The sequence below is a fragment of the Scytonema sp. HK-05 genome (genome assembly GCF_963872035.1).
Taxonomy (GTDB): Bacteria; Cyanobacteriota; Cyanobacteriia; order Cyanobacteriales; family Nostocaceae; genus Kalymmatonema.
In genome coordinates this window covers 1-13,022 of sequence record NZ_CAWMYC010000098.1, presented here as the reverse complement: position 1 = coordinate 13,022, position 13,022 = coordinate 1, and the positions used below count along the sequence as shown (strand labels likewise).

Annotated in this window: 13 protein-coding genes; 7 read left to right on the top strand and 6 right to left on the bottom strand. The window is 44.9% G+C overall.

Annotation, left to right across the window (positions count from 1 at the left end; translation table 11 throughout):
* Nucleotides 1-135: 135 nt before the first annotated feature.
* Both ruvA and AACT52_RS15940 read right to left on the bottom strand, forming a co-directional pair.
* Nucleotides 136-771: a Holliday junction branch migration protein RuvA gene (ruvA, locus tag AACT52_RS15945; protein WP_073632131.1), complete on the bottom strand. Its 636-nt coding sequence runs from the start codon at nt 769-771 to the stop codon at nt 136-138.
* Nucleotides 768-1,517 (bottom strand): sucrose-phosphate phosphatase, encoded by a 750-nt coding sequence (locus tag AACT52_RS15940; RefSeq protein WP_198940936.1) that lies wholly within the window; start codon nt 1,515-1,517, stop codon nt 768-770. Before AACT52_RS15940 ends, ruvA begins: the two co-directional genes overlap by 4 nt.
* A gap of 226 nt (nt 1,518-1,743) precedes the next feature.
* Between AACT52_RS15940 and AACT52_RS15935 the strand changes: the two genes are divergently transcribed.
* Nucleotides 1,744-4,107 carry an ATP-binding protein gene (locus tag AACT52_RS15935; protein ID WP_073632128.1) on the top strand — a complete coding sequence of 788 codons (2,364 nt, stop codon included), beginning with the start codon at nt 1,744-1,746 and terminating at the stop codon, nt 4,105-4,107.
* Between the two features lie 68 nt (nt 4,108-4,175).
* On the opposite strand, the gene AACT52_RS15930 is transcribed toward AACT52_RS15935, so the two are convergent.
* Both AACT52_RS15930 and AACT52_RS15925 read right to left on the bottom strand, forming a co-directional pair.
* Nucleotides 4,176-4,862: a response regulator transcription factor gene (locus AACT52_RS15930; RefSeq protein WP_073632127.1), complete on the bottom strand. Its 687-nt coding sequence runs from the start codon at nt 4,860-4,862 to the stop codon at nt 4,176-4,178.
* Between the two features lies 1 nt (nt 4,863).
* Nucleotides 4,864-5,967: a sensor histidine kinase gene (locus tag AACT52_RS15925; RefSeq protein WP_073632125.1), complete on the bottom strand. Its 1,104-nt coding sequence runs from the start codon at nt 5,965-5,967 to the stop codon at nt 4,864-4,866.
* A gap of 304 nt (nt 5,968-6,271) precedes the next feature.
* Here AACT52_RS15925 and AACT52_RS15920 point away from each other — a divergent pair, with 304 nt between their 5' ends.
* Genes AACT52_RS15920 through AACT52_RS15895 form a run of 6 tightly spaced genes read left to right on the top strand, consistent with a single transcriptional unit; the run spans nt 6,272 to nt 12,355 of the window.
* Nucleotides 6,272-6,559, top strand: coding sequence for a TrkA C-terminal domain-containing protein (locus tag AACT52_RS15920; RefSeq protein WP_073632123.1), 288 nt, complete (start codon nt 6,272-6,274; stop codon nt 6,557-6,559).
* Between the two features lie 23 nt (nt 6,560-6,582).
* Nucleotides 6,583-8,268, top strand: coding sequence for a potassium-transporting ATPase subunit KdpA (gene kdpA / locus AACT52_RS15915; protein ID WP_073632121.1), 1,686 nt, complete (start codon nt 6,583-6,585; stop codon nt 8,266-8,268).
* Nucleotides 8,269-8,302: 34 nt separating this feature from the next.
* Entirely contained in the window at nt 8,303-10,372 is a 2,070-nt protein-coding gene (kdpB, locus tag AACT52_RS15910; protein WP_073632119.1) for a potassium-transporting ATPase subunit KdpB, read from the top strand.
* A gap of 22 nt (nt 10,373-10,394) precedes the next feature.
* On the top strand, nt 10,395-10,634 hold the full coding sequence (gene kdpF, locus AACT52_RS15905; protein ID WP_073632117.1) for a K(+)-transporting ATPase subunit F: 240 nt from the start codon (nt 10,395-10,397) through the stop codon (nt 10,632-10,634).
* The gene (gene kdpC / locus AACT52_RS15900) at nt 10,634-11,224 is read left to right on the top strand and encodes a K(+)-transporting ATPase subunit C (protein WP_073632115.1); all 591 of its coding nucleotides are present in this window, start codon (nt 10,634-10,636) and stop codon (nt 11,222-11,224) included. Before kdpF ends, kdpC begins: the two co-directional genes overlap by 1 nt.
* A 9-nt stretch (nt 11,225-11,233) precedes the next feature.
* Nucleotides 11,234-12,355 (top strand): sensor protein KdpD, encoded by a 1,122-nt coding sequence (locus AACT52_RS15895; RefSeq protein WP_073632113.1) that lies wholly within the window; start codon nt 11,234-11,236, stop codon nt 12,353-12,355.
* A gap of 88 nt (nt 12,356-12,443) precedes the next feature.
* Here the strand turns inward: AACT52_RS15895 and xseB are convergent, their stop codons facing one another.
* Nucleotides 12,444-12,629 (bottom strand): exodeoxyribonuclease VII small subunit, encoded by a 186-nt coding sequence (xseB, locus tag AACT52_RS15890; protein ID WP_233153964.1) that lies wholly within the window; start codon nt 12,627-12,629, stop codon nt 12,444-12,446.
* A gap of 89 nt (nt 12,630-12,718) precedes the next feature.
* Nucleotides 12,719-13,022, bottom strand: a 304-nt coding sequence (locus AACT52_RS15885) for a DUF3368 domain-containing protein (protein ID WP_233153963.1), incomplete at its 5' end; no start/stop codon positions are given.

Here is a 13,022-nt window from a genome sequence, read left to right as displayed (position 1 = left end):
CGGGTTGGAGCAAACCATGACAAAACCTGACTTCCTTCACTCGCGTGTACTCTTGAGGCACCCATAGATATATAACGATTCATACACGGTTTAGTCGCCTCCTCAGGGAGATGACTCTGTGGCTTAGGTATCCAACTACTGACTATATTCGCTGCTGAGATGAGCGATCGCCTGTTTAATCCACTCCTCCACATAAGCATCTTTAGGGAGTCCAATGTCTTCACTCACCACATGCAAGGCGTGACTCACCTCATTGGCAGTGTAGCCCAGTGCCAAGAGCGTCATTTGTACCTCTTCTAGAATACTTGGTGCAGGACCGCCTGTCGCGACGAAGAATCCTGCTGTCTTACGCCACTCTACTAACTTGCTTTTTAGTTCCAAACATAGGCGTTCTGCGGTTTTTTTGCCAACACCAGGGGATTGAATGAGTAATTGAGTGTTGCCGGCAATAATCGCCTGCACTAAGTCTGGTAGTTCCAAAGTGTCCAACAGGGCGATCGCCAAAGCGGCACCAACGCCACTCACACTCAACAAATGGCGAAACAGATCTCGTTCCCCAGGTGAACCAAAGCCGTACAGCAATGGCACTTCTTCGCGAACTTGGTAATGGGTAAAAATTTGCACTTCGCCTCCAGAGTCTGGCAACTGCTGTGCCAGTCGTGCCGGAATTTGCAAATCGTACCCTATACCATTCACTTCCAGAGTCAGTGTATAGCGATGACCACTATTGTTTTGGATACCAGCAACGATTCCTTTAAGATAACTAATCATTCTAAAAAACCAAAATGTTTTAAGCCTTCTAGTATTCCACCAGCACAAAAATTTGTTGCTAGGTAACGGTAGTCAGCAGGATGTTCATTATGCCATTGAAGTAGCTCGGGACGAGCATTGCCAACAATAATTCCCCGTTCTGATCCTGCAGCGAATAAAGCAATATCATTACCAGAATCGCCACAAACAACCGTTTGCTCTGCTACAAATTTCCACTTTTGGCGGAGAAACTGTACTGCCTGTCCTTTATCGCTGTGATGGGGTACGATGTCAAGGTCTATACCGCTACTGTAGATTAACTTTACATTTAAACCACTTTGTTGCAATTCTGATTGAAGTTCTGGTAAAACCCTTGCAGATGGCTCTTCTTGGAGGAAAAAACTCACCTTAAAAGGACGCTGTTCTGAGTTTGGCTGCGGAACTAACTCAGGAAATTGAGTCGTTTTTGCGACTACAACGTCACGGTTCCAACCAGATGAAAGTTTTTCTGACCATTCTGAATCAGGATTGCCACTACCGTCAAGGTAAATTTCTGTTCCCACAGCTAAAATCAGGGCATCTGGTTCTAAAAGATTTTTTTCCTCTTTGAGTTCTTGGTAAAGAACAGGCGATCGCCCTGTCGCATACACAACCTTACTGCCATGTTCTTGGCGTGTCTTGTGCAGGCGATCGTTGAGTTCGGTCAGCGCATTGTCATCGCCAACCAGAGTATTGTCTAAATCGGTTACGAACAGGAATTTAGCCACAGCAACCTCTTTTATTAGCTTTACCACCAAAAAGTTTATGCTGATTTGGCACCAATCTCATCTGTTTTCGTTTTTAGATAAGCAAGTTGACCAGTTATGCTAAAACCATGATCTGATCAATCTAAACGATTTACAGGCGTTGAATTTAATATAGTCAGAGAAATTTACAATCATCATCAGCCCTTGAGGTTCTAACTAGATCTATGGAAAACCGGAGGATTTTGGAGTGGCGACCATTTTTAGGTTTTTACATAACTTAGTAACTGCCAAGCGAAATCCTCTCCACAGCCTCAGAACCCGATTAGGGCTGGCAATTGGCGGTGTTGCCTTTGTGCTGTCAATTTTAGCAAGTCTGATTGTCGGACACACTACCAGCGAACAGGTCAAAGTCGATGTTGGTCAGTCGCTAGCGCAAATCGCTTACCAGATGGCTGATAAGTTAGATCGAGGGATGTTTGAGCGCTATCGCGACATTCAAATTATCAGCGCACTGGATATCATCCGCAATCCAGATTCTGTCTCACAGCAGCGTACACTCTTAGAAAAGCTGCAAAGCACTTATACTGATTATGCTTGGATAGGTTTAACTGATAACAAGGGTATTGTTCAAGCCAGTACAAGAAAATTATTAGAAGGCAAGGATGTTTCTCAAAGACCTTGGTTCATTTACGGGCGAAGAGCAACCTACATCGGTGACGTACATGATGCTGTAAAACTGGCGAAATTGCTACCCAATCCGACGGACGAACCACTGCGTTTTGTAGATATCGCGGTTCCTGTAATGAATCTTCAAGGTCAGCCACAGGGTGTTTTAGCTGCCCATTTAAGCTGGACATGGTCTAAAGAGGTGGAAAAATCTCTATTGCGTTCAGTGGAACAACGCGACAAAGAAATGTTTGTCCTCAGTCAGAATGGCAATGTTTTGCTAGCCCCCCCCAAGTTCCACGGTGTCAATTCCCTATCCCTTAAAAGTATTAAAGCAGCGCAACGCGGGATCAATGGTTATCTGATTGAGAATTGGTCGGATAATCACACTTATCTGACTGGGTACGCTCAAAGTGTTGGTTATCGGAATTACCCTGGATTAGGGTGGTTAGTGCTAGTACGGCAAAAAACTGATGTCGCATTTGCTCACATAAGGCATATACAACAGCAAATATTTATTGCGAATATGATACTAGGTATATTGTTTGCTGTTTTGGGTTGGCTTGTGACAGCAGCAATTACCAACCCGATGTTGGCGATCGCCAAAGCCGCCAACTACATCCGTCAAGGTCACAAACAAGTTAAAATTCCCGTCCTGCAAGGTCAAGATGAAATCGCCAATCTCTCTCGAAACATCAGCCAGCTCGTTTTTACTTTAACCCAACAAGAAAAAGACCTCAAGGCAAGTAACACCCAATTGCAGGTAGAACTCACCTCCAAGCTATTGGCGCAGGAAATGCTACGACAAAGCGAAGAGAAATTTCGTCAATTAGCAGAAAACATTCAAGAAGTTTTTTGGCTTCAAGACTTCAAAACCTCCAAAATTATTTACATTAGTCCTGCATACGAGCAAATGTGGCAACGCAGCTGCGAAAGTTTGTATGCTAACCCTAATTCCTGGTTGGAACCTGTTCATCCAGAGGACAAAGAGCGCGTAATTATTAACATTCAGAACAATGCATATAGCACCTACCACAATGAATATAGAATCGTGCTACCTGATGGATCTTTACGCTGGATTTGGGATAGTAGTTTTCCAGTTTACAACCATCTTGGAGAAGTCTATCGTCGAGTCGGAATTGCCCAAGATATTACCGAGCGTAAACTTGCAGAAAAAACACGTTTGGCACTAGAGAAAGAAAGAGAAATTAGTAAACTTAAATCCGACTTTATTGCCATTGCATCTCACGAATTCCGCACGCCTTTAACGACTATTTTGTTATCTTGTGACTTTCTCCAGAACTGTGGCGACAAATTATCTTATGAGAAAAAAGAGCGACATTACAATAGAATTAAATCAAGCGTAAAACATTTGACTCAGATATTAGAAGATGTTTTAATTATCGGCAAAACAGAAGCAGGAAAACTTAAATTTGAACCAACTCCCATAGACTTAATCAGCCTTTGCTTAGATTTAGTCGAACAGCTACAGTTGAGTGCTGGCGAAAAATATCATCTCAACTTTGTTGAGCAGTGCGTTTACGGCTGCAAAAGAGAAGACCTACCTGTGATGGATGAAAAACTGCTGCGACATATACTTACCAATTTACTTTCAAATGCCATAAAATATTCTCCACAAGGAGGTACCATTCTCTTTGAACTTATTTGTAACCATAAAAGTGTGATTTTCCGTATTCAAGATGAAGGTATTGGCATTCCAGAAGAAGACCAGTCCAAGCTATTTACCTCCTTTTTTAGGAGTAGTAACACAGGCAATCTTCCCGGAACAGGACTAGGATTAACTATTGTCAAAAATGCAGTTGAATTGCACGGAGGACAAATTACTCTGGAAAGTCAAGTGGGTGTAGGTACAACATTTACCGTGATACTGCCGCTGAATAAAACAGTTGCAGTGGAGAAAATCTTGACAAAAGGAAGTGGTTAGTCGTTAATCAAATCAGTCGAGACACTACAATGCCTACTGAAGCGGTAAAATGTGGGAACGTAGGGAGTTCACTCTTCTATCATCAAGTCGTTTTTAATTAACCGTTTTTGTAAAGCAACAACAACAGCGGTGTGGCGATCGCCTACTCCCAATTTATGCAAAATGGCATGGACATGCACCCTAACTGTTCCAGGTGTAATGTAGAGTGCAAGCGCAATTTCTTGATTGGTTTTTCCTACTGCCAATAGCGACAAGATTTCCTGTTCGCGATGGGTGAGAGGATTGGATAGTTTTGAGCTATTTTCTGAGTCTGGTTGAGACGGATCGAATGCAAATGTTGAACGAATTTCTTTGGTTGCAGTTTCATCCCACCAAGATGCCCCAGCAGCGACAGAACGGAGTGCCAACACCAATTTTTCAGCTGCAATTCCTTTGAGGCAGTAGCCTTGGGCACCTACCTCAATTAACCGCGCAATCAGGGATTTTTGAGAATGGGAAGTTAAAACTAAGATTGGCAGATTGGGATTTTGCTGCTTAATTTGTCTACACGCCTCGATTCCCCCAATTCCTGGCAATCCCACATCTAAAAGCACCACATCAAGAGGATTTTGGTTGACTAACTCAATAGCTGTTTCACCATCTTCAGCCTCAGCGATAATCTCTAACCCAGTTTCTTGTTGCAGCCGAACGCGCAAGCCCAAGCGGAAGAGTTCATCATCCTCAACTAGGAGAATTTTGATTGGGGTAGATGGCATCTCACACAGTTAGAGAGGACTGAAATGGATAAACGGGGAGTTTGAAAGCAAAGATAGCACCTGTGGGTACTCTGTTCTCTGCCCAGATTATACCGCCATGTGCTTCAATAATTTGGCGAGATAGGTAAAGTCCCAATCCAGAGCCTTTGGCTTGCCGGTCGCTATGCCCCTGGTAAAACCGCTCAAATAAGTGGGGGAACTGTTCGGGCTTGATACCCGCACCTGTATCCAAAATTTTTACAACTTGATACGACGTTTGCGGCTCTAACAGGACTTCAACATGATCACCGCGCCGGGAATGGTTGATAGCATTTACCAAGAGATTGGTAAAAACTCGCTGAAGTTGCAGGTTATCACCCTTAACCCAGAGCGATCGCCGCCAATCAGAATCACCATAGTTCAACGAGAGATAAACACGACGATTTGCAGCTAAATCAGCGAGAGTACCAGCCACCTCTTCTGCCAACATCGCTAAATCCACAGGTGCTAAGTCAAGCTTTAAGCCTTCAGTATCATTGCGATAGACATCCAACAAGGTTTCTAGGAGTTGTAGGGAAGTTTTATGACTACGTACCATCGTGGCTAAAACTTTCTGCTGTGCTGGCAAGACTACACCAAATTTCTCTTGTTGAAAGGCTTTGAGAGTTTCGATTGCTCCCAGCAACGGCGTTTTTAGGTCATGGGTGAGTGTGGAAGCAAAGTCTTCTCGCAGTCTAACCAATTCCTCTTGCGCGTCTAGCTTTGCGCGTGTCAGGGCGATCGCTTCTTCTGAACGCCGAATGCGATCGCTTAAAACACCTGTCACAATCAACGCCATCGCGGCGATCGCTCGATCAGCAAATGTGGAAACTTGAGTCACTTCACCCACAGGCACCCACATATTCAGCATGGTTAAGCATACAGCAACGAGCGTTGCATAAAAGGTGCCAAGCCGACCTAACCAGGAGTTCGCCAACAAAATCGGTCCCGTGTAGAGATACCCAAACACGTATTCACTTGGCGTAGAGAACTCCAGAACTATAACAAATGTAAATAGACTAGCGATGAGCAAAGACTTGCCTAAACGCGATTCTTTGCCCGGCAATCTAGCTTTTAAAGATATCATTCATTAATTGCTTATTGCTATAAATTATGTTAATTCAACCAGTCAAATTAAACTTATATATTCATTTTATCCTGTTTACCATATTTACAATAACAAAAAAGCGTTTATATAAAAAATATACTTGGGATATAGATATTACCTAAACAACTTAAACTTTTACATACACTTGCAAGTAAACGCTGCATATAAAAAAGTAAATTTTGTTTTATATCCTTCTATAACTTGTTTTTTTTCACAATTTAAATAATGATATAAGTTGATACGAATGAGAGAACATTTTTCTCGAACTCGCAAAAATGCGTTTATGGCATTAGGTTTAACAAGTGTAAAAATTACGCTCAATAGCTGCCATTGTGGCATGGTTTTAACTACCTTGCAGTTGCCAGAAAAATGCTTGGTTATGGGTATCGTTAGAGATAATCTACTTATCTTGGCGAGTGCAGAACCTATTATTTGGTATGGAGATTATGTACTGGCTATTGCCTTAAGTCAAGCCTTGGTTCCCGCGTTGAAAGTAGCCCTTAACAAAAAGCATCCAATTCATTACTCACACAAAGAGTGTTTCATCAAAAATTTGACAATACGACAATAATGTATCGGGAGCTTCTTTAATTCATGTTACAAGGATGGATTCAAATTGCTATGACGTTACTCATCGTTATAGCAACGACTCCCGTGCTTGGGAGATATATAGCTCGCGTTTTCCTTAGGGAAAGAACACGGCTTGACCCTGTCATAAATCCGCTAGAACGAGCCATTTATACCTTTAGTGCAGTGCATCCGCAGGAAGACATGACGGGCTGGCAGTATGCTAAAGCAGTGCTGTATAGCAATCTCGTCATGGGGATTTTGGTATACCTCATCCTGATGTTTCAAGGATTATTACCACTTAATCCCACAAGGCTTGGTGCGCCTAGTTGGGATTTAGCACTGCACACCACTATCTCCTTTCTCACCAACACAGACCAACAGCACTATTCTGGCGAGACAACCTTGAGCTATGCTAGTCAAACTTTTGCGCTTGGTTTTTTAATGTTTACCTCGGCGGCGACGGGTTTGGCAGTAGGTATTGCCTTTATTCGTGGTTTAACTGGCAGACCCTTAGGCAACTTTTATAGTGACCTCATCAGGTCAATTACACGAATCTTGCTGCCCATATCTATTGTGGGGGGATTGTTGTTAATCTTGGCGGGTGTGCCAGAAACCTTCGCAGGTCCAGCAACAGTAACCACCCTAGAGGGTGCAACTCAGGTCATTGCCCGTGGTCCCGTTGCCCACTTCGAGATGATCAAACAACTGGGAGAGAACGGCGGTGGCTTTTTTGGCATTAACTCAGCCCATCCCTTTGAAAATCCTAATGGGTTCTCTAACTTGCTAGAGACTTGGGCAATGATTTCCATCCCCTCAGCGCTGATTTACACCTACGGTGTGTTTGCCAATAACCGCAAGCAAGCATGGTTAGTGTTTTGGATGGTCTTTATCATCTTTGTCTTCTTAGTAGGCATTGCAGCAGTCGGTGAGTTTCAAGGAAATGATCTCATTAATCCCCTATTAGGAGGACAGCAACCGAACTTAGAAGGCAAAGAAGTTCGATTTGGTTGGGCGCAAACAGCACTATGGGCAGTCATGACCACAGCAACCATGTGTGGTGCAGTGAATGGAATGCACGATTCCTTAATGCCACCAGGTGGTTTTGCCACTCTGTTTAATATGTTCTTGCAAATCATTTGGGGAGGTCAGGGAACTGGCACGGCTTACTTGTTTATATACTTGATTTTGGCGGTGTTCCTGACTGGGTTGATGGTGGGACGGACGCCAGAATTTTTAGGACGCAAAATCGAGAAAAAAGAAATCGTCCTTGCCAGCGTCGTCTTGTTAGTTCATCCCTTTGCCATTCTTATTCCTTGGGCGATTGTCTTTGGCTTTCCCGATACCCTGTCAGGCATTAGTAACCCAGGTTTTCATGGGGTTTCGCAGGTGGTTTATGAATACGCTTCAGCCGCAGCCAACAACGGTTCTGGTTTTGAAGGATTGGGAGATAACACCCTTTGGTGGAACCTCAGCACCATTGTCAGTTTGTTGGCAGGGCGTTATATCTCCATCATCGCCCTACTGCTACTAGCGGATAGTATGTCTCGCAAGCAACCTGTTCCTGTGACTTCAGGCACCTTGAGAACTGATACCAGACTCTTCACAGGAGTGACAGGTGGCGTGATTTTGATTCTTGGTGCCCTCACCTTCTTCCCCGTACTCGTTTTAGGTCCTCTGGCAGAAGCATTTCAAATTGCCAGAGGCGGATAAACAATTCAAAATTCGCATTCATGAGAAATTCAAAATGGAAATATCCACGAAACGGCGACAAGAAAGCAAACACAAGACCAAAGTCAAACAAGCCGGACTCTACAGGCAAGCATTTCGGCAAGCATTTGTCAAGCTGCACCCGCGTCATATGCTCAAAAATCCGGTGATGTTCTTAGTATGGGTAGGCACGATTATCACAGCACTAGTGACGATCGCACCAAATCTCTTTGGTCCAACTCCCGGTGACAATCCCAGATTATTCAATGGTCTGATTACCCTGATTTTGTTCTTTACCGTTGTCTTTGCCAACTTTGCCGAAGCCGTCGCCGAAGGACGGGGTAAAGCGCAAGCAGATGCTTTGCGATCCACAAAATCCGATGTGAAAGCTCGTAAACTTCTTCCCGATGGTTCCATTCAAGAGGTTAATTCCACAGCTTTACATCGCGGCGACCAAATCAAGGTGATTGCTGGCGATATCATCCCCGCCGATGGAGAGGTCATTACGGGTGTTGCCTCCGTTGATGAATCTGCCATCACTGGGGAGTCTGCACCAGTATTGAAAGAACCAGGGACAGATATTGCCAGTTCCGTCACTGGAGGAACACGTATTATCTCTGATGAACTGATCATTCGTGTCACATCTGACCCAGGCAAAGGCTTTATTGATCGGATGATTGCCTTAGTAGAGGGAGCTGCCCGTAGCAAAACGCCTAATGAAATTGCCTTAACAGTTTTGCTGGCAGTCCTTACCCAGGTATTCTTAGTGGTTATTGCGACTTTACCTACGGTTTCTGTATACGTACAATCACCAGTTAGTATTGCCGTGTTGATTGCCTTGCTGGTGGCGCTGATTCCCACCACCATCGGAGGATTATTAAGTGCCATTGGGATTGCCGGGATGGATAGAGTCGCCCAGTTCAACGTGATTGCCACCTCCGGACGCGCGGTAGAAGCCTGCGGGGATGTGAACACCTTGGTATTAGATAAAACAGGTACAATTACTTTAGGGAACCGCTTGGCAGAGGAATTTATTCCCGTCAACGGTCATTCCCTTGATGAAGTCGCAAAAGTTGCGCTGGCGTCCAGTGTGTTTGATGAAACACCAGAAGGAAAATCCATCGTCAAACTAGCAGAGAAATTAGGGGCAAGATTAGATTTTGACCGCAAGCAAGCAGAAGGTATCGAATTTTCTGCCAAAACGCGCATGAGCGGCACTGACTTACCGAAGGGAGTACAAATTCGCAAAGGTGCTGTGGATGCGATTAAAGGATTTGTCCGCTCCCGAAATGGACAGCTAACTCCCGAACTTGATACAGCCTACGAGCGAGTTTCCAAATTGGGTGGAACCCCGTTAGCTGTATGTCAAAACCACGACATCTACGGAGTGATTTATCTCAAAGACATCATTAAACCGGGCATTCGAGAACGGTTTGATCAAATGCGGCGCATGGGGATAAAAACCGTTATGCTCACGGGAGATAACCGCATCACTGCCTCTGTCATTGCCCAAGAAGCCGGAGTCGATGACTTTATTGCCGAAGCCACCCCAGAAGACAAAATTGAGGTGATTCGTACCGAACAAGCGCAAGGAAAGTTGGTTGCCATGACTGGAGATGGTACTAATGATGCTCCAGCTTTGGCACAGGCAAATGTGGGAGTGGCAATGAATTCTGGCACGCAAGCGGCGAAAGAGGCTGCCAATATGGTAGACCTGGATTCTGACCCCACCAAGTTGATTGATATCGTCACCATTGGCAAACAACTGCTAATTACCCGTGGCGCACTCACCACCTTTTCCATTGCCAACGATGTCGCCAAGTATTTCGCCATCATTCCTGCTATCTTCGCCGGTATTGGCGTTGGCAGTCTCAACATTATGGGTTTGGCAAGCCCCGAATCTGCGGTCTTGTCAGCCTTGATCTACAACGCCTTGATTATTCCTGCGCTTATCCCATTAGCACTAACTGGTATCAAGTTTAGACCGCTAACAGCAGATCAACTTTTGCAGCGCAATATTTTTATCTATGGACTCGGTGGCGTAATTGCTCCTTTCATTGCTGTCAAAGTGATTGATGTGCTGATTACTGCCGTGGGTTTGGCATAATTACGATTTTGGATTTTGAATTATGGGATATTTACCACAAGATTTTTTTGAAGTGTTTGCCTTCCTAGCCTGCAAACGAAATCGCATTCCTTTAAGTCTATTTTTGCTGCTGTGTTTTAACGTGCTGCTAGCACCAGCAGTACAGGCAGCAACACCAGGAGTATCACGTTCTGCATCTTACACCATTGCCCTCCTGGGACTTGTCACCCTAAGCCTGTGCGTTTATTTATTCGTTGTCATTTTTCAACCGGAGAGATTCTGATGAGTCAGCCGCGCCAAATCAATAAAGCTATTCGTTCTACCATTGCTTTGTGGCTGCTAACAGCATTAATCTATCCGTTATTCATGCTGTTTTGTGGACAGATAGCGTTTCCCTTCCAGGCAAATGGAAGCTTACTCACCAACCCCCAAGGAACAGTCATTGGTTCAGCATTAATTGGTCAACCCTTTAGGGGCGATCGCTACTTCTGGAGCCGTCCCAGCGCTATTGAGTACAGCACCAAACCCGAAGTTGCCACCACAGGAGTGACAGGAGCCAGCAACCTCGCCCCCAGCAACCCCGACTTACTCAAACGCATTCAAGGGGAAGCGGCACAGCTTAAAAGCGCCAATATTCAGCCGATCGCCGATTTAGTTTATACCTCTGGCTCCGGTCTAGATCCACATATTAGCGTAGCAGCAGCCCAAGCACAGGTGCAACGTGTCGCCACTGCCCGCCGTATTGACCCCAACCAACTTCAAACCCTAGTAGCCAAAAATACCGATGGCAGATTCCTGGGTATTTTTGGCGAACCCGGAGTCAACGTCCTGAAGCTGAATCTGGCATTAGACGCTTTGCAACCTAACGTTTAGTCCTCGTATATGTTCCATTCCTCTACCCCCTCCCCCGACACTTCCTACATCCGCCCTGCCCGACGTGGGAAGCATAAGATTTTTATTGGTATGGCTCCAGGTGTCGGCAAAACTTACAGAATGCTGGAAGAGGCACATCTTCTCAAGCAAGATGATATTGATGTTGTCATTGGCATCTTGGAAACTCATGGACGCAGAGACACCGCTGTTAAAGCCACCGGGCTAGAGGTGCTTCCTAAAAAAGCTCATATCCATCAAAACATCACCCTGCAAGAAATGGACACGGACGCAATTCTGGCACGCTCCCCCCAACTTGTGTTGGTTGATGAACTCGCTCATAGCAATGTGCCAGGTTCACTTAGAGAAAAGCGCTACCAGGACGTGGAAGTGATTTTGGCTGCTGGAATTGATGTCTACTCGACCGTCAACATCCAGCATTTGGAAAGTTTGAATGATCTTGTAGCGAGAATTACAGGTGTCGTGGTGCGAGAGCGCATTCCCGATCGCCTGCTTGACGAAGCTGATGCTGTTGTTGTGATTGATGTCACACCAGAAACTCTAGAAGAGCGCTTGCGAGAAGGCAAGATTTATGCAGCTGACAAAATCGAGCAATCCCTCAAAAACTTCTTTCAGCGTCGTAACCTAATTGCTTTGCGGGAACTGGCATTACGAGAAGTCGCAGATACCGTTGAGGAAGAAGCAAACACCTCCACCTCGGTCGGACAGACTTGCAATATCCACGAACGAGTTTTAGTCTGTGTGTCTACCTATCCCAACTCAGTACAATTGCTCCGTCGGGCGGCACGCATTGCCAATTATATGAATGCCCGGCTGTACGCTGTGTTTGTAGAAGCCCCCGAGCGTTTCCTGACCAAAGAAGAAAGTTTACACATCGATACATGCAAGAAACTGTGCCGAGAGTTTGGCGGCGAATTTTTACACGTCAAGAACCACAACGTCGCCAAAGAAATCGCTCAGGTTGCAGCAACTCATCACATCACCCAAATTGTCTTAGGTGAAAGCCAGCAATCCTCATGGAAAAGATGGCTCAAAGGTTCCTTTACGCAACGATTAATGCAGTTAATCAGACATCAAAAAATAGATTTACACATCATTGCCACTGAGAAATAACTGAACAAAGATCACAACTGCACCGCTAACTGTTGGCAGAAGTTCACTTCCGTGACAATGACTGCTCGCAGCCGTCCCAGAGTATCGACTATTCATCCTTTAACGTTTCAATCAACAAATCCACCTTCTGCTGTCGTTCCTGCAAAAAACTTTCACACTGACGTAAAGACTCAACAGCCGGTGCAAATTGGTCAAACACCTCTTGTAATTCCAAATCACCCGCCTCAATGCGAGCAATAATTCTCTCTATTTCAGCAACCTTAGGTGTAGGCAAAAGTTTGTAGGTTGGGTTGAACGAAGTGAAACCCAACAAAACCTTGCATTGGATTAATCTTGAGTTGTGCGACGCACCTCCATACATGACTACTCTCCCACAGTATTTAAAATACGGGCGTAGAGAGCATCAGCAACTCTAAACTGTGCGGTTGCAATTAGGTTATCAAGCACAGGTTTGACAGCTAAAATCAATCCCTTTTGTTTGGCTTCAACTAGAACACCCAACAACCCTATAATCCGCAATCCTAACCTATCAGCTTCTGCTCTACCTCGTCGTTCGTCGATAAGCAGCAGTTCGGCATTCAGTTCAATAGCTAGCGCAATAGCTTCACATTCACCGAAATTCCTCACCCCGGAAGCCCCTGCTTTCCAAGCATGGGGAGGAAGGGGT